Annotated in this window: 21 protein-coding genes; 12 read left to right on the forward strand and 9 right to left on the reverse strand. The window is 77.4% G+C overall.

Annotated elements, in window-relative coordinates; all coding sequences use genetic code 11:
• Nucleotides 1-121: 121 nt before the first annotated feature.
• Together ACI78U_RS17520 and recD2 are read right to left on the reverse strand one after the other, a co-directional pair.
• Nucleotides 122-1570: a hypothetical protein gene (locus tag ACI78U_RS17520; RefSeq protein WP_456876666.1), complete on the reverse strand. Its 1449-nt coding sequence runs from the start codon at nt 1568-1570 to the stop codon at nt 122-124.
• 198 nt (nt 1571-1768) lie between these two features.
• On the reverse strand, nt 1769-4039 hold the full coding sequence (gene recD2, locus ACI78U_RS17525) for an SF1B family DNA helicase RecD2 (RefSeq protein ID WP_456876667.1): 2271 nt from the start codon (nt 4037-4039) through the stop codon (nt 1769-1771).
• Nucleotides 4040-4220: 181 nt separating this feature from the next.
• Between recD2 and ACI78U_RS17530 the strand changes: the two genes are divergently transcribed.
• The 6 genes from ACI78U_RS17530 (at nt 4221) to ACI78U_RS17555 (ending at nt 7720) form a co-directional block, all read left to right on the forward strand.
• Nucleotides 4221-4751, forward strand: coding sequence for a single-stranded DNA-binding protein (locus tag ACI78U_RS17530; RefSeq protein ID WP_456876668.1), 531 nt, complete (start codon nt 4221-4223; stop codon nt 4749-4751).
• Nucleotides 4752-4756: 5 nt separating this feature from the next.
• Nucleotides 4757-4912: a hypothetical protein gene (locus ACI78U_RS17535; protein ID WP_456876669.1), complete on the forward strand. Its 156-nt coding sequence runs from the start codon at nt 4757-4759 to the stop codon at nt 4910-4912.
• Between the two features lie 96 nt (nt 4913-5008).
• Nucleotides 5009-6016, forward strand: coding sequence for a glycerate kinase (locus tag ACI78U_RS17540; RefSeq protein ID WP_456876670.1), 1008 nt, complete (start codon nt 5009-5011; stop codon nt 6014-6016).
• Between the two features lie 144 nt (nt 6017-6160).
• The gene (locus ACI78U_RS17545) at nt 6161-6550 is read left to right on the forward strand and encodes a hypothetical protein (protein WP_456876671.1); all 390 of its coding nucleotides are present in this window, start codon (nt 6161-6163) and stop codon (nt 6548-6550) included.
• Nucleotides 6547-6744 (forward strand): DUF6186 family protein, encoded by a 198-nt coding sequence (locus ACI78U_RS17550; RefSeq protein WP_456876672.1) that lies wholly within the window; start codon nt 6547-6549, stop codon nt 6742-6744. Before ACI78U_RS17545 ends, ACI78U_RS17550 begins: the two co-directional genes overlap by 4 nt.
• 79 nt (nt 6745-6823) lie before the next feature.
• Nucleotides 6824-7720, forward strand: a complete 897-nt coding sequence (locus ACI78U_RS17555) for an LLM class flavin-dependent oxidoreductase (protein ID WP_456876673.1) — start codon at nt 6824-6826, stop codon at nt 7718-7720.
• On the opposite strand, the gene ACI78U_RS17560 is transcribed toward ACI78U_RS17555, so the two are convergent.
• A complete protein-coding gene (locus ACI78U_RS17560; protein ID WP_456876674.1) occupies nt 7711-8658 on the reverse strand; it encodes an NAD-dependent epimerase/dehydratase family protein in 948 nt (315 codons plus the stop codon). The genes ACI78U_RS17555 and ACI78U_RS17560 overlap by 10 nt on opposite strands.
• The gene (locus tag ACI78U_RS17565; protein ID WP_456876675.1) at nt 8655-9254 is read right to left on the reverse strand and encodes a hypothetical protein; all 600 of its coding nucleotides are present in this window, start codon (nt 9252-9254) and stop codon (nt 8655-8657) included. The genes ACI78U_RS17560 and ACI78U_RS17565 overlap by 4 nt, the downstream gene beginning before the upstream one ends.
• Nucleotides 9255-9305: 51 nt before the next feature.
• On the opposite strand from ACI78U_RS17565, the gene ACI78U_RS17570 reads away from it, so the two are divergent.
• Nucleotides 9306-9998, forward strand: coding sequence for a TetR/AcrR family transcriptional regulator (locus tag ACI78U_RS17570; RefSeq protein WP_456876676.1), 693 nt, complete (start codon nt 9306-9308; stop codon nt 9996-9998).
• A 64-nt stretch (nt 9999-10062) separates the two neighbouring features.
• On the opposite strand, the gene ACI78U_RS17575 is transcribed toward ACI78U_RS17570, so the two are convergent.
• Nucleotides 10063-11751, reverse strand: a complete 1689-nt coding sequence (locus ACI78U_RS17575) for a bifunctional metallophosphatase/5'-nucleotidase (RefSeq protein ID WP_456876677.1) — start codon at nt 11749-11751, stop codon at nt 10063-10065.
• A 290-nt stretch (nt 11752-12041) separates the two neighbouring features.
• Between ACI78U_RS17575 and ACI78U_RS17580 the strand changes: the two genes are divergently transcribed.
• The gene (locus ACI78U_RS17580; protein WP_456876678.1) at nt 12042-14267 is read left to right on the forward strand and encodes an MMPL family transporter; all 2226 of its coding nucleotides are present in this window, start codon (nt 12042-12044) and stop codon (nt 14265-14267) included.
• On the opposite strand, the gene ACI78U_RS17585 is transcribed toward ACI78U_RS17580, so the two are convergent.
• Nucleotides 14200-15183, reverse strand: a complete 984-nt coding sequence (locus ACI78U_RS17585) for an NAD-dependent epimerase/dehydratase family protein (RefSeq protein WP_456876679.1) — start codon at nt 15181-15183, stop codon at nt 14200-14202. The two genes, ACI78U_RS17580 and ACI78U_RS17585, sit on opposite strands and share 68 nt — an antisense overlap.
• A gap of 484 nt (nt 15184-15667) precedes the next feature.
• Here ACI78U_RS17585 and ACI78U_RS17590 point away from each other — a divergent pair, with 484 nt between their 5' ends.
• Nucleotides 15668-16435, forward strand: coding sequence for a transglycosylase domain-containing protein (locus ACI78U_RS17590; protein ID WP_456876680.1), 768 nt, complete (start codon nt 15668-15670; stop codon nt 16433-16435).
• Between the two features lie 53 nt (nt 16436-16488).
• Here the strand turns inward: ACI78U_RS17590 and ACI78U_RS17595 are convergent, their stop codons facing one another.
• On the reverse strand, nt 16489-17208 hold the full coding sequence (locus tag ACI78U_RS17595; protein WP_456876681.1) for an SGNH/GDSL hydrolase family protein: 720 nt from the start codon (nt 17206-17208) through the stop codon (nt 16489-16491).
• A 60-nt stretch (nt 17209-17268) separates the two neighbouring features.
• On the opposite strand from ACI78U_RS17595, the gene ACI78U_RS17600 reads away from it, so the two are divergent.
• Nucleotides 17269-18552 (forward strand): glycerophosphodiester phosphodiesterase, encoded by a 1284-nt coding sequence (locus ACI78U_RS17600; RefSeq protein ID WP_456876682.1) that lies wholly within the window; start codon nt 17269-17271, stop codon nt 18550-18552.
• Complete coding sequence (locus tag ACI78U_RS17605; RefSeq protein WP_456876683.1) at nt 18549-18740, forward strand: hypothetical protein; 192 nt, start codon at nt 18549-18551, stop codon at nt 18738-18740. The genes ACI78U_RS17600 and ACI78U_RS17605 overlap by 4 nt, the downstream gene beginning before the upstream one ends.
• A gap of 210 nt (nt 18741-18950) precedes the next feature.
• Here the strand turns inward: ACI78U_RS17605 and ACI78U_RS17610 are convergent, their stop codons facing one another.
• A complete protein-coding gene (locus ACI78U_RS17610) occupies nt 18951-20525 on the reverse strand; it encodes a polysaccharide deacetylase family protein (RefSeq protein ID WP_456876684.1) in 1575 nt (524 codons plus the stop codon).
• A 412-nt stretch (nt 20526-20937) separates the two neighbouring features.
• Between ACI78U_RS17610 and ACI78U_RS17615 the strand changes: the two genes are divergently transcribed.
• Nucleotides 20938-22149 carry an AfsR/SARP family transcriptional regulator gene (locus ACI78U_RS17615; RefSeq protein ID WP_456876685.1) on the forward strand — a complete coding sequence of 404 codons (1212 nt, stop codon included), beginning with the start codon at nt 20938-20940 and terminating at the stop codon, nt 22147-22149.
• 100 nt (nt 22150-22249) lie between these two features.
• On the opposite strand, the gene ACI78U_RS17620 is transcribed toward ACI78U_RS17615, so the two are convergent.
• Nucleotides 22250-22999 carry a hypothetical protein gene (locus ACI78U_RS17620; protein WP_456876686.1) on the reverse strand — a complete coding sequence of 250 codons (750 nt, stop codon included), beginning with the start codon at nt 22997-22999 and terminating at the stop codon, nt 22250-22252.
• Between the last annotated feature and the right edge of the window lie 132 nt (nt 23000-23131).

Genomic DNA, 23131 nt, shown 5'->3' on the forward strand with positions numbered 1-23131 from the left:
CGGCCGGCGGCGCGCCCCGCCCGCCCCCCCCCCCCCCCCCCCCCCCCCCCCCCCCCCCCCCCCCCCCCCCCCCCCCCCCCCCCCCCCCCCCCCCCCCCCCCCCCCCCCCCCCCGGGACGGCTCAGGCGACGTCCGTGCTGTCGTCGGAGGCCGCCCGCTGCGTGGCGATGACCTCGCGCACCAGGGCGGTCAGCCGCTTGGTGGCCACCTGCTCGGCGGGCCGGCCGAACCGGGCGCCGATCTGCTCCTCCGTCACGCCGAGGGCCTCGAGGCTGGCCAGCACGCCCCGCCGCGCCGCGTTGAGCCGGCGCTCGCGCGGGTCGTCCGGGGTCGGCGAGGGCTCCAGCAGCGGGTTCGCCGGCGGGGCCTCCCGCTCGGCGGCCGGGCGGGCGGCCGCCGCGGCGGTCCGGGCGGCCTCCACCACCGCGGCCGGCGTCTGCGGCGCGGTCCCGGCCGCGGCCCGGCGGCGCCCGGCCGGGTGCTTGGCCATCGACGCCTCGAGGAACTGCTCGTGCCGGGCCTGGATCAGCTCGCCGATGGTGTACGGCCCACCCGGGGTCGGCACCTCGACCTGGAGCCACGCGGCGCGGTTGGCGTGCGCCCAGATCTCGCGCAGGTCGTCGTCGTGCGCGGCGTCGCCGATGCGGGCGACCAGGTCGGAGACGTCCGGCTCGTCGGTGCGCTCCCGCCGTCCGGGGCGGCCGGCCGCGGCCTCCTCGGTCCGCTCGTGGTCGAGCAGCCCGCCGCCGTGGAACGGCACGAGGTCGCGGACGTGCGCGGTGCCCGGGTCGCACTTGAGGGCGTCGAACACCAGCCACTCCAGCAGCCGGCCGGTGGCCTTCGGGTCGGTGACCTCCTTGGCCGGGTCGTCGTTGGGCTTGATCCCGACGTGCACGCTGCGCGCGCCGACGATCAGCGGCCGCCGTCCGCGGCGCAGCCGCATCCACACGCTGGCCGCGTACGGGAACTCCCGGTGGGTCTGCACCGACCAGGTCTTGTGCCCCTCGATCGGGCGGCCGTTGGCGTCGACCTCGGTGACCTCCTTGCCGCGGGCGGTCACCACGACGATCCCGGGGAAGGTCAGCAGCTCGGTCTGCAGCTTCCGCCAGCGGGCGCCGGCGTCGTTCCACAGGTTCTGGCTGATGGTGATCTCGGCGTTGGGGTCGCGCTTGAGCAGCTCGCGGTTGCGGGTGGACTTCGACGCGCGGTCGCTGGCCCAGTCCTTCAGGCCGTCCCAGATGGCCGAGCCGGTGTCGATGCCGAGCACCACCGGCGGCTCGCCGGCGTCGGCGGCGCGGCGGGCGTGGGACTTGACCGCCTGGACCGCGGCGAGCACCTGGGCGTAGGAGCCGTCGTGCTCGATGATCTGGTAGTTCGCGCCGGGGATGGCGCCGTACTCGTCACCGGCGCCCTCGTTGAGGTCGATCCAGTACAGCGCACCGATCTTGTCGCTGGCGCTGAACTGCGCCAGCGCCCAGCTCTTGCCCGCCTTCTCCTCGCCCTCGAGGAGGATGCAGGGCCACGGCACACGGCCGGTGGGCTTGCGGGTCTTGAGGCCAGAGGCGGCCATGGGGGACTCCTTGTCGACACGGGGAAGATGTCGATCCGGAATCTAGGGACGGGTACCGACACATCCGGGGCCTCCGCGCAAGCGCGACGCGCCGCGCCGGGAGAAGTCGCAGGTCAGCGTCCCGCCGCCGGCGTGTCGGGCCGGCCGTTCGCCGTGGGCGTAACCGCCGGCGGTCCCGCGCTGGGCGTCCGGCGGGGCTCAGCCCCGTCCCGCACCCCGTCCCACGCCGGCGGGCACGGCCGGGACGGCGCCGGCGCGCGGTCCCCCGCGGAGGCGGCGGGCCAGGGCGGTGTGCCGCCGGCCCGAGCCGGTGGCGCGCACCGCCTGGCCGAGCGCCCGCGGTGAGCCGACCAGGACGACGAGCTGCTTGGCGCGGGTGACCGCGGTGTAGAGCAGGTTGCGCTGCAGCATGGTCCAGGCGCTGGTGGTCAGCGGGACGACGACGCAGGGGTACTCGCTGCCCTGCGAGCGGTGGACGGTGACCGCGTAGGCGTGCACCAGCTCGTCGAGCTCGCCGAAGTCGTAGGCGATCTCCTCCCCCTCGTCGGTGACGACGGTGAGGACCTGCTCGACGGCGTCGACGGCGGTGACCACGCCCTGGGTGCCGTTGAAGACCCCGTTGCGGCCCTTGTCGTAGTCGTTGCGGACCTGGCTGACCTTGTCCCCGACGCGGAACACCCGCCCGCCGAAGCGCTTCTCGGGCCGCTCGGGCCGGGCCGGGGTGAGCGCCTCCTGCAGCAGCTCGTTGAGCGCGGCGGCGCCGGCCGGCCCGCGGTGCACCGGGGTCAGCACCTGCACGTCGCGGCGGGGGTCGAGGCCGAAGCGGGCCGGGATCCGCCGGACGGCGACGTCGACGGTGAGCCGGGCGGCCTCCTCGGCGTCGTCGGTGCTGAACAGGAAGAAGTCGTCGAGGCCGCGGACCTGGGGCAGGGTGCCGGCGTTGATCCGGTGGGCGTTGGTCACCACCCCCGACCGGCTCGCCTGCCGGAACACCTGCGTCAGGCGCACGTGCGGGACGGGGGTGCCGGCGGCGAGCAGGTCGCGCAGCACCTCCCCGGCGCCCACCGAGGGCAGCTGGTCGACGTCGCCGACCAGCAGCAGGTGGGCCCCCGGGGCGACGGCCCGCACCAGCTTGTTGGCCAGCAGCAGGTCGAGCATCGAGGACTCGTCGACCACGACCAGGTCGGCGTCCAGCGGCCGGTCCCGGTCGTAGGCGGCGTCCCCGCCCGGCCGCAGCTCCAGCAGCCGGTGCACCGTCACCGCGTCGACCCCGGTCAGCTCGGTCAGCCGCTTGGCGGCCCGGCCGGTGGGGGCGGCCAGCAGCACCCGGGCTCCCTTGGCCGCGGCGAGGGTGACCACGGAGCGCACCGTGAAGCTCTTGCCGCAGCCGGGGCCACCGGTGAGGACGGCGACCTTCTCGGTCAGGGCCAGGCGGACCGCCTCCTGCTGGCCGGGGGCGAGCTCGGCGCCGGTGCGCCGCTGCAGCCAGGCCAGCGCGGCGTCCCAGTCCACCGTGCCGAACGCCGGCATCCGGTCGGTGTCGGCCGTGGCCAGCCTGCGCAGCCCCGCGGCGAGGGAGACCTCGGCCCGGTGGAAGGGGACGAGGTAGTAGGCGACCGTCGGCGGCTCGCCGTCGGCGCCGGGGAACTCCTCGCGGATCACGTTCTGGTCGGCCACCAGCAGCGCGAGGCAGTGACCCACCAGGTCGGCGGGGACCTGCAGCATCTCGACCGCCCGGGCGACCAGCTCGGCCTCGGGCAGGTAGCAGTGCCCCTGCCCGGTCGCCTCGGAGAGGACGAACTGGACGCCGGCCTCGACCCGCTGCGTGCTGTCGTGCGGGATGCCCACGGCGGTCGCGATCGTGTCGGCGGTGCGGAAGCCGATGCCCCACACCTCGGCGGCGAGACGGTAGGGCTCGGCGCGGACCACGCCGATCGAGGCGCCGCCGTACTGCCGGTAGATGCGCACCGCGAGCGAGGTGGACACGCCCACCCCCTGCAGGAAGACCATCACCTCCTTGATGGCCCGCTGCTCCTCCCAGGCCTCGGTGATCAGCCGCGTCCGCTTCGGTCCCAGGCTCGGCACCTCGGCCAGCCGCGCCGGCTGCTCCTCGATCACGCGCAGCGCGTCGGTGCCGAAGTGGTCGACGATCCGCTCGGCCAGCCGCGGCCCGATGCCCTTGACCAGGCCGGAGCCGAGGTAGCGGCGGATGCCCTGGACCGTGGCCGGCAGCACGGTGGTGTAGTCGTCGACCTGGAACTGGCGGCCGTACTGCGGGTGCGACCCCCACCGCCCCCGCAGCCGCAGCGTCTCCCCCGGCTGGGCGCCCAGCAGCGAGCCGACCACGGTGACCAGGTCACCGCCCCGGCCGGTGTCCACGCGCGCCACGGTGTAGCCGGTCTGGGCGTTGGCGAAGGTGATCCGCTCCAGCGTCGCCTCCAGCACCGCCCCGGCCCGCGCCTCTGCCACCTGCCGTCCCCTCGCTGGTGCCGTCCGGCTCCCGATGGTCACACGTCCGCGGGATCCGCGGCGGCCCGCGCGGGCGGGCCGGTCCGCGACGCATCCCGGCGGGCCGGGAACTGTCGGTGGGCCGCCCTAGCCTCCAGGCGCTCACCCCGAGCTGTGCACCGAACGACACGGAGGACCGGAAATGGCCGGCGATACTGTCATCACCGTCATCGGCAACCTGACCAGCGACCCCGAGCTGCGCTGGACGCCCTCGGGCGCGGCGGTCGCCAACTTCACCATCGCCTCGACCCCGCGCACGCTGGACCGCCAGACGCAGGAGTGGAAGGACGGCGACCCGCTGTTCCTGCGCTGCAGCGTGTGGCGGCAGGCGGCCGAGCACGTCGCCGAGTCGCTGACCCGGGGCTCGCGGGTGATGGCGCAGGGCCGCCTCAAGCAGCGCTCCTTCGAGACCAAGGAGGGCGAGAACCGCACCGTCATCGAGCTGGAGGTCGACGAGATCGGCCCGTCGCTGCGCTACGCGACGGCCACGGTCACCCGCGCCACCCGCTCCGGTGACGGTCCCGGCGGGGGCTTCGGCGGTGGCAACGGTGCCGGCGGTGGTGCCGGCAGCGGCGGCGGTGCCGGGGAGGGCCGCGGTGGGGCCGGCCGTGGCGGCTCCCCCGACCCCTGGGGCGCGCCGGCCGGCGACAGCAGCGAGGAGCCGCCCTTCTGAGCCCCGTGTCCGGGGTGCCCTTCCTGCTGTGCCCCGTCTCGGCCGTCGCTGCCCGGACCACCTCCGAGACCTCGCGGCTGGACCTGCGCGACCTCGAGCAGACCGAGGGCACCGGGTCACCGCGGCAGGCCCGGGACCCCGAGCGGGCGGGCGTCGCCTGACACCGTCCACCCTGCACCCCACGGCTGCCCGTCCCCGGCCCCGAGCCGGGGGTGGGCAGCCGCGCCGTTCCTCCCCCTCCCCCGACGGAGACGCGCATGCGCATCGTGATCGCCCCCGACAAGTTCCGCGGCACCGCCACCGCCGCCGAGGCGGCCGGCGCGCTGGCCGCCGGCGTCGCGGAGGCCGGGCACCACGCCGTTCCCGTCCCGCTGGCCGACGGTGGCGAGGGCACACTGGAGGCCCTCGGCGGCCCCACGCGCACGTCGAGGGTCACCGGGCCGCTCGGCACGCCGGTCGAGGCCGCGTGGCGGCTGCACGAGGGGCAGGCCGTGGTCGAGACGGCCCGGGCCTCCGGGCTGCTGCTCGCCGGCGGCCGCGAGGGCAACGACCCCTGGGCCGCCACCAGCCGCGGCACCGGCGAGCTGGTCGCCGAGGCCGTGCGCCGCGGTGCGCGGCGGGTCGTCGTCGGGGTGGGCGGCTCGGCCTGCACCGACGGCGGGCTCGGGGCCGTGGAGGTGCTGCAGGACCTGGCACCGTTCGACGGCAGCCGCGGCTGGACGGTGCAGGTCGCCTGCGACGTCGCGGCGACGTTCCTCGACGCGGCGCGGCTGTTCGGCCCGCAGAAGGGCGCCACGCCCGAGCAGGTCGAGCAGCTCACCGGCAGGCTGCGCGAGGCGGCCGGGAGCCACCGCGACCGGTTCGGCATCGACGTCGTGGACCTCCCCGGCTCCGGCGCCGCGGGCGGTCTCGCCGGCGGGCTGGCGGCCCTCGGCGCGCCGCTGGTCCCCGGGTTCGACCTGGTCCGCGACGCCGTCGGGCTGGCCGGGCACGTGCGCGGGGCCGACCTCGTCGTCACCGGCGAGGGGATGCTCGACGCGCAGTCCTTCGAGGGCAAGGTCGTCGGCGGGGTGGCGGCACTGGCACGGGCGGCCGGGGTGCCGTGGGCGGCCGTGGTGGGCCGGGCGCTGGTCGACCCGCCCGACGGCCGCGTGGTCGACCTGGTGGCCACCTACGGGCAGGCGGAGGCGACGGGGGCGACGGCGGCCTGCCTGCGCGCCGCGGCGCGCGACCACCTGGGCCTCGCCGCGGACGTGTCGGCGTAGGAGCCGCCCGGCGGCGTCAGGCCGGGCCGCCCACCGGCTCCAGCGGCAACCGCACGGTGGCGGCGCGGACGGCAGTCGCCTCCACCGCCGCGGCGGGCGTCGGGGCCTGAGCCGGTCGCCTGCCGGGTGGGCGAGCATGCACCGGTGGGGCTGCCCCGCCGGCTGAGCCGGCTCGCCTGGCCGGTCCTGGCCGTCGCCTGCGCCGCCACCGTCGCGGTGAGCGGTGAGCTGTCCACCGGTGCGCTGCTGGCCGTCGGCAGCGCCGGCGTCCTGGTCGTGGCGGTGGGCCTGGCGCGCTCGGCCGGGGCGGGCGCGCCCCCGGTCGGCCGCGCGGGGCGGCCCTGGCTGGCGTGGCTGGCAGCGGGCCTGGCCTGGGAGGTCCTCGCCCTGCTCGACGCCGACCTGCCGACCCTCAGCGACCTCGCCGACCCCCTGCTCGCGCACCCGGCGGTGCGGGCGGCCGCGACCCTGGCGTGGCTGCTGGCCGGGGCCTGGCTGGTCGCCCGCTCCTCGTCCCGCCCGGGGCGCCGGTGAACGGCACCGCGGTCTCCGTCGTCGCCGTCGTCCTGCTGCTGGCCGGCGGCGTGGTCCTGGAGTCCGCCGCGCGCCGCAGGTCCGACCGGCCCACCCTCGCGCGGACCCTGGGGGCGCTCATGCGCACCACGCCCGGGCGGGTGGCGGTGCTGGTCACCTGGGCCTGGCTCGGCGTGCACTTCCTCGCCCGCTGACCCGGCGCCGCACGGACGCGGAAGAGCCGGGCCGCGGCGCGCGTTCGGGCGGGTAGCGGTCGCTCCGGAGGAGGAGGCCATGCCCGACCACGGACACGCGCTGCGGTTCGGCGCGTTCGTCACCCCGGCCAGTGCCGACCCGCAGGGCGTGGTGGGCCTGGCGCAGGCCGCCGAGCGGGCGGGGCTGGACCTGCTCACCTTCCAGGACCACCCCTACCAGCCGCGGTTCCTCGACACCTGGACGCTGCTGTCCTACGTCGCCGCGCGGACCGAGCGGATCGCGCTCGCGCCGAACGTGCTCAACCTGCCGCTGCGGCCGCCGGCGGTCGTCGCCCGGGCCGCCGCCAGCCTCGACCTGCTCACCGGCGGCCGGGTCGAGCTGGGCCTGGGCTCGGGCGCGTTCTGGGACGCCATCGCGGCGATGGGGGGTCCCCGCCTCTCCCCCGGCGACGCGGTCACGGCCCTCGAGGAGGCCATCGACGTCATCCGCGGGATCTGGGACGTCGACGACCGCGCGCCACTGCGCGTGCCCGGCACCCAGCACGCGGTGGACGGCGCCAAGCGGGGGCCGCGCCCGGCGCACCGCATCCCCATCTGGGTCGGCGCGCTGCGGCCGCGGATGCTGCGTCTGGTCGGCCGCCGCGCCGACGGCTGGCTGCCGTCGCTGTCCTTCCTCGGTGCCGACGCCGTCCCCGCGGCCACCGCGGTCATCGACCGGGCTGCGGTCGATGCCGGGCGCTCGCCGGCCGACGTCGTCCGGCTGCTCAACGTCAGCGGCACCTCCGCCGCGTCGGGCGCCGACCTCACCGGGCCGCCCTCGGCGTGGGCCGGGCGGCTGGCCGAGCTCGCGCTCGAGGCCGGCTTCTCCACCTTCGTGCTCGCCTCCGACGACCCCGGCGCGCTCGCCCGCTTCGGCGGGGAGGTCGCACCCGCCGTCCGGGAGGCGGTGGCCCGGGAGCGCGGACGTCAGCGGTAGCTGTCGAGAGTGCGGGCGACGCCCTCCTCGTACGGCGTGGCGCGCAGGCCCAGCCGCTCGGTGATCCGGCTGCTGTCGACGACGAAGGGCTCCTCGAACTCGTAGCGCATCTCCACCAGCTCGCGCACGGGCCGATCGACCAGGCCGGCGGCGCGCAGGACCGCCGTCGGCACGCGGCGCACCGCGACCGGGGGCCGGCCGGCGGCCGCGCAGGCCAGGTGCACCAGCTCGCGGGCAGTGTGGGTCGCCGGGTCGTTGGGCAGGTGCCACACCTGCCCGCCGGCGTCCGGGGCGTCGCCGAGCGCGGCCAGGCCCTCGGCGATGTCGGGGACGTGGGTGTAGGTCTGCGGCTGGTCCGGGTCGCCGAGGACGGTCGCCGCCCGGCCGGCCAGCACGGCGCGGAAGACGCGGTCGCCCAGGTTGGACTGGGCGCCGCCCCGGGGGCCGTAGTAGTCGCTCGCCCGCGCGATCACGACCTCGACGCGGCCGGCCCGGTGCGCCGCCAGCAGCTCCCCGGACATCGCCGCACGCAGCCGGCCCTTGCGGGTGGTCGCCGCGTGCGGGCGGTCCTCGGTGAACGGCCGCCCGCCGGCCCGGCCGTACGCGTAGACGTTCTCCGTGCTCACCAGGCGCGCGCCGGCGGCCTGCGCGCCGGCCAGGGCGGCGGCCTGCAGCCGCGGGAACTCCGCCGCCCATCGCGCGTACGGCGGGTTGAGCGCCTGGTGGACGACGCGGGCGCCGGCGGTGACGGCACGGGCGAAGGCGGGGTCGGTGACGTCGCCGCGGACCACCTCCACGCCGTCGGGGGCCGGGGCCCCGGAGCGGGAGACCAGCCGCACCGAGCGTTCGCCGCGCCGGTGCAGCACCTCGACGAGGGTGCGCCCGACGGCGCCGGCGCCGAGGACGACGTGCTGGGCGGCACCGGCCGGCCCGGTCACCGGGGCCGCCCGGCGGCCGGCGCCGCGGGGACCACCGCGGTCAGCAGCGGGGCCGACAGCGCGCTGACCACCAGCGCCCCGGTGAGGCCGAATGTCGTGTACTGCGCCTCCACGTCGACGCCCACCGCGGTGGTCACCGTCCACCCGAGCGCCCACAGCGGCCCGAGGGCGGCGGCCCAGGCGAGCCGGCGACGTCCGGCGGCGCGCGGGAGGACGGCGGCCTGCGCGATCCCGACGACCAGGCCGGTCAGGGCGCCCTGCAGGGCGAGGTCGGGGAGCCGGGTGCCGAACCCGACCGCGGTGGCGCCCAGCAGCAGGCCGACGCCGGCGCCCACGGCGGTGGCGACGGTCCAGCGCAGCACCGGCAGCCGCCGGCGGGCGGCGACGGCCTGGGCGGCGCCGAGGACCAGGCCGGTGACGGCGCCCCCCACCGCGGCGGCCGGCGACGTGTCGACGGTGCCGCCGGCCGCGGCCAGCCCGGCCAGCCCGGCGATCGGGAACGCGAGCGCGGTCGCCGTCCACGCGGCCCACGCGCGGAGGTCGGCGGTGCGGGACGGGACAGGGACGGATATCTCTTTACGCTGTGCAGTGTTCATGGCCGAGGATCGTTGTACGCTGTGCAGAGTCTTGTCAAGGGGAGGACAGTGGTGGACCAGGGACGCTCGCGGCCGGGGCCCGCGCGGTCGGTGAGCGAGGCGCGGATCGTCGAGGCGGCGCTGCGGCTGCTCGACGCGTCGGGGCCCGCCGGGCTGTCGGTGCGTGGGGTCGCCGCCGCGGTCGGGGTCACGCCGAACGCGCTCTACACGTACTTCCCGACGAAGGCGGCACTGGTCAGCGCGGTGGTCGACGACCTGCTCGGCCGGGTCGACGTCGCGGTGCTCGGCGACGCCGGGCGTCCCTGGCGGGACCGGCTGTGCGCCTACGCGCTGGACCTGCGCGCGGTGCTGCTCTCGCACCCGGGCGCGGTGCCGCTGCTGCTGGGCGACGGCTTCTCGGGGCCGCGGGCGCTGGCCGCCAGGGAGGCGGTGCTCGAGCTGCTGGTGTCGGCCGGGCTCGACGCCGGGGTCGCGGCCCGTACCTCCTACCTGCTCGTCACCTACGTCCTCGGCACCGTGGCCCTCGACGTGGCCGAGCTCGAGCCGGGCACCCCCGTTCCGGACGAGAGCGAGCGGACGGCCGGCCGCCGGGCGGCGCTGGCCGGCCTGCCCGCCGGGGACCTCCCGCGGACGGCGCAGATCCTCGACGTCATCGCCGCCTACAACACCACCGAGCAGTACCGGTGGGGGCTCGAGCGCCTCCTCGACGGGGTCGGCCGGGCCGGGCCGGAGGACACCCGCTGACGCGGACGGCGGGCGCCACCGGTCCCGGGGGACCGGCGACGCCCGCCGTCGGGGAGGGTGCGGATCAGCCGGCCACGGTGATCCGGTCGGTCGCCGGCGGGGCCACCGGGTCGCCGGACAGGTAGGCCACGAGCGCGTCGACGTCGAAGCCGGGCTGGTTCACCGCGTTCGTCCCCTCGGTCAGCACGGTGAAGCCGTCACCGCCGCCGGCGAGGAAGTTGTTCACCGTGATCCGGTAGGTCTCCTCGAGGACGACGGTCTCGCCGCCGATCGTCAGGGAGCCGGGCACCACGCTGCCGCCGTCGGCCGGGTCGACGGTGTAGGCCACCGACGACGACGGCGCGAGCACCCGGCCGACCGCGAACTGCTGGTCGAGCAGGGCGTAGAGCTGCTCCCCGGTGAGGTCGAGCGTGGTGAGCAGGTTGTTGAACGGCTGCACGGTGAAGGCCTCGCCGTAGGTGACCACCCCGTCGCCCTCTCCGGCCGCGGAGGAGGGGTAGGTGAGGTCGCCCCGCACGCCGCCGGGGTTCATGAACGCCGCGACCGCCCCGGCCTCGTCGTCGGTGGCCGCGAGCTGGGCGTCGGCGATCAGGTTGCCCAGCGGGGACTCCCCGGCGACGGTGCCGAACAGGGTCTCCTGCGCCCGCACGACGGCCGCGGTGATCTGTCCGACGGGCTCGTTCGCGATCGGCTGGGCGATCGCGGCGTACCGGGCGACCAGCTCCTGCGCCTGGGCGTCGGGGGCGACGTCGCGGGTGACGACCACGTTCTCGGCGGTCTTCGAGACGACGTCGCCGGTGCGACGGTCGATGGTCAGGTCGATGTCGGTGATCAGCCGGCCGTTGGACAGCGCCTGGGTGACCAGGGTGCCGTCGACGTCGCAGACGAAGCCGCTGTGGGAGTGCCCGGACACGACCACGTCGACGGCATCGTCGAGCGCCCGGGTGATGTCGAAGGCGGGCCCGGACGGGTCGGTGCAGCCGTTGACGTCGGTGCCGGCGGAGCCGCCCTCGTGCAGGGACACGGCGATCGCCTCGACGCCCCGGGCCTGCAGCTCGGCGGCGTACCGGTTGATCGTCTCGATCTCGTCGAGGAACTCGACGTCGGCGATGCCCTCGGCCGAGACGATCGACGGCGTCTCGTCCAGGACCACGCCGATGACCCCGAGCTCCACGCCGCGGACCCTGTAGACCTCGTAGGGCGGCAGGACCGGCTCCTGGGTGTCGCGGTCGACGACGTTGGCGGCCAGCCAGTCCGCGTCGGACCCCTCGTAGCCGGTTCCGTCGAGGCAGCCGTCCTCTGGGTGGCAGGCCCCGCCCTCGATGACCCGGCGCAGCTCGTCGACGCCCTCGTCGAACTCGTGGTTGCCGACGGTGGCCACGTCCAGGCCGAGCTGGTTCATGGCCTCGACGGTCGGCTCGTCGCGGAACAGCGCCGACAGGAACGGGCTGCCGCCGATGAGGTCGCCGTTGCTGATCGTCAGGGTGTTGCGGTTCTCCGCCTCCTGCTGGCGCAGGTGGGTGGCGAAGTACCCCAGGCCGCCGGCGTCGACCGTGCTGCCGTCGGGACGGGTCACGCGCCCGCCCGAGCCCGTCGGGGCCTCCAGGGCGCCGTGGAAGTCGTTGAACGCCAGGAGCTGGACCTCGACCGGCTTGGGACCGGCGGGGCCGGCCGCCGCGGGGCCGGCGGTCGCGACGGCGAGGACGGACAGGCACGCGGTGGTGCCCAGGGCGGCCAGGGGACGTGGCCTCATGCGGATCTCCCTCGTGCGGACAGGTGGGGCGCCGACGGTAGGTGGCGTCGGTGCACCGCGGATGACCGTCCCGTGAACGCCCGACGGCCGGGCCGGACGCCGTGCGCCCCACGGCCGGTCACGGTGGGCGAACGGCCGGTGACCCGGGTGGCGCGCGCGCCCGGGGAACGTGCCCGGAACGGTCCCGCAGGAGGAAAGGCGGTGACGGGCCGGGCAGGCCCTCGCTAGCGTCCCGGCCGCAGCGTCGACGTCAGGGGTACGGGGACCCGCCACTCGCCGAGGAGACCGCCATGGGCAGGTCGTTCGCGTCCCGCGTCAGCCATCCGCGCCTGAAGTGGGTGGTCCTGGTGCTCTGGCTGGCGCTGGCCGCCGCCGCGGCGCCGCTGGCCGGGGGCCTCACCGACGAGCAGGAGAACGACATCGCGGCGTGGCTGCCGTCCGATGCGGAGTCGACCCGGGTGCTGGAGCTGCAGGCCGAGCTCGGGTCGGACCCGGACGTCATCCCGGCGGTCGTCGTCTACGAGCGACCCGAGGGGCTGACCGCCGACGACGCCGCGGCCGTCGAGGAGGACGTCCGGGCGTTCGGGGAGCTCGACGAGCTCAGCGGCCCCGTGGTGGGGCCGATCCCGTCCGAGGACGGGCAGGCGCTGCAGGTCGTCGTGCCGCTCGACGTGGGCCCGGAGGGCTGGGAGGCGATCGCGCCGATCGTCGAGGACCTCCGCGCCGAGGCGGGCGACGGTCCCGACGGGCTCGACGCGTACGTGACCGGTCCCGCCGGCAGCGCGGCGGACTCCTCGGAGGCGTTCGCGGGCATCGACGGGACGCTGCTCTTCGCGGCCCTCGGCGTGGTGATCGTCATCCTGCTGCTGACCTACCGCAGCCCGGTGCTGTGGGTCCTGCCGATCTTCTCGGCGGTGATCGCGCTCGTCTGCGCCCAGGCCGTCGTCTACCTGCTGGCGCGCTACGCCGACCTGACGGTGAACGCGCAGAGCGCCAGCATCCTCACCGTCCTGGTGGTCGGCGCCGGCACCGACTACGCGCTGCTGCTGGTGGCCCGCTACCGCGAGGAGCTGCGGCTGCACGCCGACCGGCACGAGGCCATGACCGAGGCCGTGCACCGCGCGGGCCCGGCGGTGCTGGCCAGCGGCGGCACGGTGGTCCTCGGCATGCTGTGCCTGGTCGCCGCGGAGATGAACTCGACCGCCGGCCTCGGCCCGGTCGCCGCGATCGGCGTCGCCGTCACCCTGCTGGTGCTCATGACGCTGCTGCCGGCGCTGCTCGTGATCTGCGGCCGCTGGGTCTTCTGGCCGGTGCGGCCGACCTTCGGCAGCCCCGAGCCGAGCGCGACCGGGTGGTGGGCCCGGGTCGGGACGTGGATCCGGCCCCGCCCGCGCGCGACCTGGATGGTGACCAGCGTCCTGCTGCTGCTGGCCTGCCTCGCGGTGTTCCGCCTCGACCCCAGCGGGCTGACCCAGGCCGAGGGCTTCCGGGGGACGCCCGAGTCCATCCAGGGCGAGGAGGTGGCCGCCCGGCACTTCCCGGCCGTGGCCGGCAACCCCGTGACGGTGGTGACCTCCGCCGACTCCGCCGACGAGGTCGCCGCCGCCGTGGCGGCCGACGACGGCATCGCCGCGGTCGACCCGCCGCAGGTGGCCGGCGACACCGCGCTGGTCAGCGCCACGCTGGCCGACCCCTACGACAGCGCCGCGGCCGCCGCGACCGTCGAGGACCTGCGGGTCGCGCTCGACGACGTCGGTGACGGCCAGGCGCTGGTCGGTGGGAACACCGCGCTCAACCTGGACGTGCAGAACGCCTCGCAGCGGGACAACCGCCTGGTCATCCCGCTGATCATGCTGGTGGTGCTCGCCGTCCTGGGCGTGCTGCTGCGGGCGGTGGTGGCGCCGCTGCTGCTCATCGCCACGGTGGTGCTGTCCTTCGGCGCGGCGCTCGGCCTGAGCGCCCTGGTCTTCGACTGGTTCCTCGGGGTGACCGCGACCGACAGCTCCTTCCCGCTGTTCGTCTTCGTGTTCCTCGTGGCCCTGGGCATCGACTACAACATCTTCCTGATGACCCGGGTGCGGGAGGAGGCCGCCGACCACGGCACCCGGCGGGCCGCGCTGGTCGGGCTGGCCGCCACCGGGGGTGTGATCACCTCGGCGGGGCTGGTGCTGGCGGCGACGTTCGCGGTGCTGGGCACCCTGCCGCTGACCTTCCTGACCCAGCTCGGCGTCGCCGTGGCCCTCGGCGTGCTGCTCGACACCATCGTCGTCCGGTCGGTCCTGGTCACCGCGCTGACCCTGGACGTCGGCCGGTGGATGTGGTGGCCGAGCCGGCTGGCCCACCGCCTCGACGACCCGGAGCTGCCGCCGGGCGAGCCGGTGCCGACGACGGCCGCGGTCGGGTCCGCGGTGCCGGCGCCGAGGTCGGTCCCCGACGGCCCGGCGGCCGTCAGCCCCGGCTCGCCCGGAGGGCCGCCAGCGTCCGGTGGATCCCCCGGGGGTACGGGGTCGGGCTGAGGCCGAACGCCCGTTCCGCACGACTGCCGTCGACGACGAACGGCTGCTCGAACTGGTAGGCCATCCCGGCGACCTCAGCGGCGAGCGGGTGGACCCGGCCCAGCAGGCGCAACCGTCCGCCGGGGTGCGCCACGAGCCGCAGCGCGGTGCCCGCCTGCCGGCACGCCTCGGCCGCCAGCCCCCGGCCGGTGGTCACCCCGGGGTGGGGCACGTGCCAGACCCCCGCGTCGGAGGTGTCGCGCGTGCCGGCGGCGGCCAGGGTCGCGGCGAAGTCGTCGACGTGGGTGGGGGTCAGGGGCAGGTCGGGGTCCCCGACCCACTGGACGGGCAGCCCCAGCCGCGCCGCGCGGAACAGGTTGCCGGCGACCAGCGACCGGACCCCGGGCCCGTAGAGCTCCCCGGCCCGCACGCTGCTCACCCGCAGGCGCCCGGCCGCCGCGGCGTGCAGGACGCGCTCGGCGACCCACGCGCGGAGCACGCCCTTGGCGCTGACCGGCCGCCACGCGGTGTCCTCGGTCATCGGCCCGTCGACGCGCCCGTACATCCACGTGTCGTCGGCGTACACCAGCCGTGCGCCGACGCGGGACGCGGCGTCGAGCAGGGCGTCGGTCACCACGGGGAGGTCGTCGGCCCAGCGGGCGAGCGCCGGCAGGACGCAGTGGTAGACGGCGACCGCGCCGCGGCAGGCGGCCGCCAGGCCCGCGCCGTCGGCCGCGTCCGCCGCCGCGGTCTCCACCCCGGGGGTGCCGACGTCGCGCCCGTCGCGGGTGACCGCCCGCACGCGGTGACCTGCGGCGTGCAGGTGCGCGACCAGCCGCCGGCCGGTCACTCCCCCGGCTCCCACGACGGCGTGGACGCCGGGGTCCTCGGCGACCGGCGCGGGTGACCCGGCCGGGGTCGGTGCGGGGACGTCCATCGGCTTCCTCCTGCTGACGTAGGCCGCGCGGCGGCGCCGGCTGCCCGGGGTCCCGACCGGTGGCGTGGACCACGGTGGCGGGGAGGTGCGGACCGTAGCCTGGGGATCAGGTCCCACGGTCCCGGGAGGACAGCACCGCATGCCCTTCGCGTCGCGCCGCCGCCGCTCGCCCGACGACGTCCCGTCCGTCCGGCCGTGGACCGACCGGGTGCCGACCCGCCGCACACCCCGGCCGGTCGCCGAGGACGGGCCGCTGCCGCCGTACGGCGCCCCGGGGGCGCCTCCGCCGCCGCCCGGACCGTGGGGCGCGCCGCCGCCGCCATCGAGGGCGTGGCCGCCGCCCGGGCCTCCGCCGGGAGCGCAGCCGCCGCCCGGACGGGGCCGTCCGGACTCCCGGCGGCGCGGGGACGAGGGCCCGCCCCCGGACGCCGACAGGCGCCTCCGGCGCCGCCGGGTGCGGCGCCGCGTCGTCCGGGGCGTGGTCGTGGCCTTCGTGCTGCACCTGCTCGTGCTGGTGTCGCTGCGCTGGGTCGACCCGCCGACGACGGCGTTCATGCTGGCCAACGACCAGGGCGCCGTCCAGCGGTCGGTGCCCGTGGAGCACGTGTCCCGCAACTTCCTCGCCGCCGTCATCGCCCACGAGGACCAGGCGCTGCCCTACCGCGACGGCGCGTTCACCTGGGACGAGCTCTCCGGCCGGGCCGAGGCGCGGCTGCGCGGCGAGGAGGACCCCTCGGGGTCGACCATCCCGCAGCAGGTGGCCAAGAACCTCTTCCTCAACCAGTCGATGAGCATCTGGCGCAAGGCGGTCGAGGCCGGCCTGTCGGCGGAGCTGGCGCTGGTGGTCGACGACCGCCGCATGCTCGAGCTCTACGTCAACTACGCCCAGCTCGGCCCGCAGGTCTACGGCATCTGCTCGGCCAGCTGGTACTACTTCGACACCCCGCCCTCGACGCTGACCGTCGACCAGGCGGTGCAGCTGGTCGGGCTGCTGCCCTCCCCCGGACACGTCCAGCGGGCGCCCGGCGGCGGGCTGGACTTCGACGTGGCCGACGGCCTGGGCTGGCTGTCGCGCTCGCACGTGGTCAACGCGCAGAACCGGGTGCCGCGGCACATCGAGCAGAAGGGCTTCACCCCCGTCGAGGACGCCGGCGTCGAGGGCCTCGCGCAGGACCAGCCCGACACCGACGACGACTGCTCGGAGATGCCCGAGGAGGTCGCCGAGCTGATCGCGGAGCAGGGCACCGGCTGAGCACCGGGCGGGCACCGGGCGGGCACCGGGCGCTGCGCGCGGTGCCCCCGTGGTCACGCGTGCAGCGCCGTCCAGAACGCCGCCCGGACGCCCCCGGCTCCCCAGGCGTTGGGCTCGATGAGGCGGCAGAACCACAGGTCCCGCGCGGCGGGCCGGGCGTCGGGCCGGGTCGGGTCCCCCGCGCGCAGTCCGTGACCGGCGAAGGTCCCGGCGACGTCGGCCACCGCGGCGCCGTGCCGCTCGGCGGCGCCGCGCAGCACCCGGTTGAGCTCGCCGATCACCCCGACCGCGTCCGGCCAGGGCGGCAACCCCAGCCGGACGGCATCGCCCGTGCCGTCGCTCGGGTCGTAGACGGTGCCGACGACGACGCGGCCACCGGGCGCCAGCAGGCCGGTGATCCCGTCCAGGGCGACGTCGACGGCGACCCCGACGCGGGCGACGACCTCCCGGGCCGCGTCGGTGTCGCCGTACGCGCCCAGCAGGTCGTTGCCGCCGATCGTCAGGGTGACCAGCGTGGGCCGCTGCGGCAGCGCCCGCAGCCGGGGGAGCTGGGCGCGCAGCAGGGTGTCGGTGGTCGCCCCGTCGGTGGCGAGCAGGGCGAAGACGGTGGTGGGGTCCAGGCCCAGGAGGTCGCGGCCGCGCCAGTCGGGGAAGTCGTCGTCGCGGTTGCGGAACAGCAGGCTCGCCCCGCCCCGGCCGGGACCGCCGGCGTACTCGTCGATCGAGATCGAGTCGCCGAGGGCGGCGTAGCACGGCGGCGCGGCGGTCGTCACGACTCCATCTTGCGGGCTGGTCCGGAGCGCCACCTCCGGCCGGGCGCTCTAGGGTTCCGCGTGGACTTCGCCGACCTGCGCCGGCCGTTCGTCATCGCCCACCGCGGCGGGGCGCTGCAGGCACCCGAGCACACGCTGGAGGCCTACCGCGTCGCGGTGGGCCAGGGCCTGCCGGTCATCGAGCAGGACGTGCACGTGCTCGCCGACGGAGGCCTCGGCGTCATGCACGACGGCACGGTCGACCGCATGACCACCTCCAGCGGCAACGTCGCCGACCACACCTCGGTGTCCTGGAAGCAGCTCGACGTCGACGCCTCGACCACCCTCGGCGGCGGCTGGCCCGACGGGCTGCGCCCGCCGCTGTTCGACGAGGTGCTCACCGAGTTCGGCGACCGCGTGCTGCTGTGCCCCGAGGCCAAGGGCGCAGGCTCGATGGCGCCGGTGATCGCGGCGCTCGACCGGCGCGGCATCCGCCGGTCGTCGGTGCTGCTGCAGTCCTTCTCGCTCGCCGACTGCCGGCTCGCCCGCTCGCGCGGCTGGGACGTCGTCTGGCTCGGGACCACCGACGTCGACCGGGCCGCCGCCGAGGGCATCGGCTGGATCGGGCCGGCGGCCCGCCAGGTCACCGCGGCGCTGTGCGAGCGCGCGCACGCGGCCGGCATCGAGGTGGCCTGCCACACCGTCGACCGCCGGTACCAGCGGGACGCCCTCGTCGCGGCCGGCGTCGACGCGCTCTTCTCCGACGACCCGGTGTACCTCGCCGGGGACGCCGCACGGCGCACGACGGACCTGTTCGCCCACCGGGTCTGGCTGCCGGGGATGCAGCCGGACACCGACCGCGGCCGGTTCTCCCCCGACGACGCCTCGTGGGGCTGCGGCGCCCCCGGCGCGGCCACGTCCACGCTGATGGGGTTCCTGGCGCCGCTAGACCCGGCCGCGTTCACGCTGTCCCTCGACCTCCGGCTGGTCGAGCGCCATCCCGGGCCCGGCCCGTGCGGGGCGTCGGTCCTGCTGACCACCGACGACTCCCCCTACCTGCCACCGGGTCCCTCGCCCGGTGCCGACGGCTACCTCGTCCTGCTGCGCGCCGACGGCGGCCTGGAGGTCTCCCGGGTCGCCGACGGCGTCGCCACGCCGCTGGCGTCCGCGGCCGGTGGTGGGCCGCTGCCGGCCGGCGACCCCGTCCCGCTCACCGTCACCGTCACCGGCGCGCGGCTCGTCGCCCGGGTGGGCACGGCGGGTGCGACCGTGGCCGTCGACGACGCCGCCGTCCGGCCGGTGCCCGTCGTGCACCTCGGCAGTGTGTCGGCCGGGGTCCGCTACCAGCACGTGGAGGTCCGGTGACCGACCCGTTCCCCGTCCCGCCCCCGGAGCGGCTCCCCGGGCACGGCCCGGCCGACCCGGACGGCTACCTGGTCGAGGAGACCGCCGGCGGCTACCGCTGGACCTGCCGCGCGGACGGCCGCACCGCCGGGCCGTTCCCCAGCCGCGCGGCCGCCGTCGTCTCCGCCGTCGCCGACCGCAACCGGTGAGCTGCGCCGGCGGGGCGGCGGGCTCCGTCCGGCGGTCGGTGAGCCGGCAGGCGACCGCGAGCAGCGCCAGTCCGGCGACGACGGGCCAGGCGTGGACGACGTGTCGGAGGCCGGCAGTCCGGGCACCGAGGCCGGGCTGTCGAGTCCCAGGTCGGCGAGGAGACCACGCCGACCTCCACCGGTCTCGACGCGTGAGCCCGCCCCGGCGGGTCACCGGTGCACGTACACCCGTCCGGGCTCCAGGTCGGGCCCGAGCAGCTCCGGCACCGTCACCAGCGTGTAGCCCGCCGCCCGCAGCGCGTCGACGATGCCGGGTACCGCCTGGACCGTGCTCGGGTGGATGTCGTGCAGCAGCACGATCGCGCCGGGGTGGACGCCGTCCAGGACCCGCTGCGTGGTGGTCGCGACGTCGCGGTTCAGCCAGTCCTGCGGGTCGACGTCCCACGCGATCTGGGCGAGGCCGCGCTGCGCCGTCACCGACGCGACCGTGGCGTCGGTGGCCCCGTACGGAGGGCGCATCAGGTCGGTGGTCACGCCCAGGTCGGCCAGCACCGCGGTGGTCCGGTCGAGCTGGGCGGCGACCGCGGCGGTGCCGACGTCGGGCAGCCGTGGGTGGGACCAGCTGTGGTTGCCGACGGCGTGGCCGTCGGCGAGCGCCTGCCGGACGAGGTCGGGCTCGGCGGCGGCGGCCTGCCCGACGACGAAGAAGGTGGCGCGGGCGCCGGCCGCGCGCAGGTCCCGCAGGAGCTGCGCGGTGTGGGGGCCGGGGCCGTCGTCGAAGGTGAGCGCGACGCACGCCAGCACGGCACAGTCGACGGCCTGACCGGGCGGCGGTGACGCCGGAGCGGGCGCCGGGACCTCGGACGCCGGGGGTTGCGGCGCCGGCACCTCCGGCGCCGGGGGTTGCGGCGCCGGGCTCTCCGGCGCCGGGCTCTCCGGCGCGGGGCTCTCCGCTGCCGGAGCGGGCGCCGGCGGGACGCCGGTGAAGGGGGCGGCCGCGACGGCCGCCTGCCGCACCGCGCGGCCGGCGTCGGTGAGGACCCCCTCGACCACGTGGGGGGCGAACCGCACGGCGACGTCACCGAAGGGCTCGGCCCGGCCGTCGCCGAGCCCCACCACGGCGGTGACCGACCCGTCCGCGCCGAAGCGCAGGTCCGCGAGCGCGACCGCGCTGCCGAGCAGCTCGTGCCCCAGGCCCGCCCGGCGGACCGCGTCGGTGAACCAGGCGAAGGTGAGGTCGGGGTCGGCGACCAGGTCGGGCGAGGTCCAGACGGCCCCGGACACCACGTCGGCGTAGACGCCGGTCGTGGCGGTCTCGGCGGGGAGGCCGCCGCTCCGGGTGCGCACGGCGACCGAGGTCCCGAGGACACTGCCGCTGGCGAGCACGGGCGTCACCCCGACCGTCAGCTCGTTCCACGAGCCGGCGACCAGCCGGTCCTCGTACCGCTGCACGCCCTCGGCGACCAGGTCGCCCAGCGCCCGGTCGAGCGGCGGCACACCGGGCACCGACACGGTGGCGACCTGCCGGTGGTCCTCGGGCGTCCGGGTGCCCGCCTCGTGCACGGCCAGCCCCGCGACCGCGGCCGGGTCCAGCGCCGGCGGCGGCGCGACCACCGCAGCGGGCGGCGTGACACCGGTCGGGGCGGCCGGCCCGGCGTCGGCCTCGGCCTCGGCCTCGGCTTCGGCGTCGGGGTCGGCGACCGCGCCCACGGCCTCCGCGCCCACGGTCAGCACCCGGTCCGGCCCGTAGACGCCGCAGGCAGTCAGCAGGAGCACCGCGGTCACGAGGGGCACGGCCCGCCCGGGGCTCACCATCGCGCGGCCGGCCGCACACCGGCGCCGGGTCGCGCCGGAGGGCGGGAGCGCTCGGAGGAGGGGCTGGACGGAGGACGCCGGTCGGCAGGTGGCGGCACTGCCACCGCAGGCTGGTGCAAGGACGGTCTCCCTCCGCGGCTCCGCTCCCTCGACCCGGCGGCCGACGGCACCACGCTCGGGGGAGCCGCTCCAATCCCGCTCCAACGGCGCGTTCAGGTCCTCTCCGTCTCGTAACCCCTACCGGCGCGGGCGGGGATGCGGTACGCACTGTCCCGTCAGGGTCGTCACGCACGGTGGTCGGTCGACCCGGCGGCGCAGTCGCGCAGCCGGAGCCGGTCACCGTGGATCGCGGGCACGGGGGAAGCACGCGAGGAGGCCGTTCGTGGGCGGAGCCAGTTCCCCCCTGCTGTCGTTCCATGACCTCGGCCCGCTCGAGGTCCGGCGCGCGGGGGTCCCGGTCGCCCTGGGCGGTGCGCGGCTCACCGCGGCGCTGTCGCTGCTGCTGGTCCACGTCGGCCGGCACGTCAGCGTCGACGCGCTGACCCAGGCCATGTGGGGCGAGGAGTCCCCGGCCCGCTCGTCGTCGACGCTGGACTCGCACGTGTGGCGGCTGCGCCGGGCGCTCGAGCCCGACCGTGCGCCGGGGGTGCCGTCGGAGGTGCTGGTCCGCGAGCCCGGCGGGTACCGGCTGGTGGTCGACCCGGAGACCGTCGACTCCCGGCGGTTCACCCGGCTGGCCGGCGAGGCGCGGACGCTGCTGTCCTCCGGCCGGGCGGAGGAGGCCTGCCGGGCCGCCGAGGAGGCGCTGGCCCTGTGGCGCGGCCGCCCCTACCCCACCGTCGCCGACGCGCCGTGGGCCACCGCCGGCGTCGCCCACCTCACGGAGGTGCGCGACCAGGCGCGCGAGGTGCTGGCCGAGGCCCTCCTCGCCAGCGGCGCGCCGGAGCGGGCGCTGCTGGAGCTCGGACCGCCCCTGGCCGAGGCGCCGCTGCGGGAACGGTTGTGGGCGCTGCGGATGCTGGCCCAGCACCGCCTCGGGCGCCCGGAGGAGGCCCTGCGCAGCTACCGGCAGGCCCGGGCGGTGTTCCTCGGCGAGCTGGGCCTGGAGCCCGGCCCCGACCTGCGCGAGCTGCAGCGCCGCATCCTCGCCGGGGACCCGGCGCCGTCCGGCCGGGCCGCGCCGCCGTCCCCACCGCCGGCCGCACCACCGCCCGCCGCACCACCGCCCGCCGCACCACCGCCCGCCGCACCACCGGCCGCCGAGGCCGGCCCGCAGCCGGTGGACGGCGCCCCGGCGCAGCCGGCACCTCCCGCGGACGTCCAGCAGGAGCCGGCCGAGCCGCCCGAGGCCGACGACGACCCCGCCGGGCCGCTGCGCCCGCCGCCGCGGCCCGGCGGTGACGACGCCACCCACCCGCCCCCGAGCGGCCACGCGCGCGACCGGCGCTCCTCCGCCGACCGGTCCGACCGAGGTCCGCCGCGCACGACGGGCGCCGCAGCGCCCACCGGGACGCGCCGTGGCCCCACCCGGCCCGGTGTGCGGCCGCCTCCCGCCGGGACGCGGCCGCGGTGGTGGTCCGGTCCTCGACGGTGACCCGACGGGCTCCCCGTCCCGTCCCTCCGGCCGGCGGCACGCCGGAGGTCCCGCGGTCCGGGACCGCGGGACCTCCTCGCTGCCGGGACCGTGGCCGCGGTCAGCCCGCCGGGCGGCGACGCGGCCGCACCAGGACCACGGCGACGGTGGTGAGCAGCGCGCCGGCGCCGAGCGACGCCCAGCCGATGCCGCCGAGGGCCGGCGCCTCGACCCCGATGCGCGCGTCGACGTAGACGCCCGGTCCGCCGTCGGCGTTCATCACGACGAACACCCAGTCGCCGTCCGCCGGGTCCCACGTGACCTCGACGCCGTCGCGGCCGGTGGCCTCCGCGATCCAGAAGTCCTGCGCGGTGGGCGGCCCCGGCGGCTCCCCTCCGGGCAGGTCGTCGTCGCCGTCTGCGGGCCCGCCGAAGCCCAGGCCGTCGACGTGGGTCCGCCGGACGTCGCCGAGGTAGGCCGCCGCGTCCGCCGCCGTCGCGATGCCGACGAAGACGTCGCGGGAGCCCGTGCCGGTCACCTCGACGCGCGCCGTGCCGAGGGTCTCGGGCAGCGGCAGCCACCGTGGCCCGGCGGCGAGGTCGATGCGGTCGCTGACCAGGGCGTGCCCGGTACTGGTGAACGCCTCCTCCGGCGAGGACACGAAACCGTCGGAGCGCTCCTGGCCGTGCGCCCACACCAGCGCTCCTCCCCCGACGAGCAGGGCCACGCCGGGCAGCAGGAGCAGGACGCCGAGCACGAGGGCGAGGACGCGGCGGGCGCGCGTCCGGCGCGGGCGCACCGGCCAGGGTGGCGGAGGCGGCCACGCCTGCGGCGCGGGCCATCCGGGTGCGGGGGTGCGGGTGGTGGACACGGGGACCTCCGGGGGTGGGGACGGGTCGGGCTGCGTGCGGTCGACCCTGCGCCCCGGCCACCCCCCGCGAGGAGCCCCGAGCGGTGGGCTCCCGGCCCTCGGCCGGGTGGTCCGCCCCGGCCCGGCGCCACC

It is taken from the genome of Geodermatophilus sp. SYSU D00710 (genome assembly GCF_054050195.1).

What these genes read in the sequence shown, in the direction of transcription:
- ACI78U_RS17520 (WP_456876666.1), bottom strand. Translation starts at nt 1,570, where the DNA reads ATGGCCGCCTCTGGCCTCAAGACCCGCAAGCCCACCGGCCGTGTGCCG.
- ACI78U_RS17530 (WP_456876668.1), top strand. Translation starts at nt 4,221, where the DNA reads ATGGCCGGCGATACTGTCATCACCGTCATCGGCAACCTGACCAGCGAC.
- ACI78U_RS17540 (WP_456876670.1), top strand. Translation starts at nt 5,009, where the DNA reads ATGCGCATCGTGATCGCCCCCGACAAGTTCCGCGGCACCGCCACCGCC.
- ACI78U_RS17555 (WP_456876673.1), top strand. Translation starts at nt 6,824, where the DNA reads ATGCCCGACCACGGACACGCGCTGCGGTTCGGCGCGTTCGTCACCCCG.
- ACI78U_RS17565 (WP_456876675.1), bottom strand. Translation starts at nt 9,254, where the DNA reads ATGAACACTGCACAGCGTAAAGAGATATCCGTCCCTGTCCCGTCCCGC.
- ACI78U_RS17575 (WP_456876677.1), bottom strand. Translation starts at nt 11,751, where the DNA reads ATGAGGCCACGTCCCCTGGCCGCCCTGGGCACCACCGCGTGCCTGTCC.
- ACI78U_RS17580 (WP_456876678.1), top strand. Translation starts at nt 12,042, where the DNA reads ATGGGCAGGTCGTTCGCGTCCCGCGTCAGCCATCCGCGCCTGAAGTGG.
- ACI78U_RS17585 (WP_456876679.1), bottom strand. Translation starts at nt 15,183, where the DNA reads ATGGACGTCCCCGCACCGACCCCGGCCGGGTCACCCGCGCCGGTCGCC.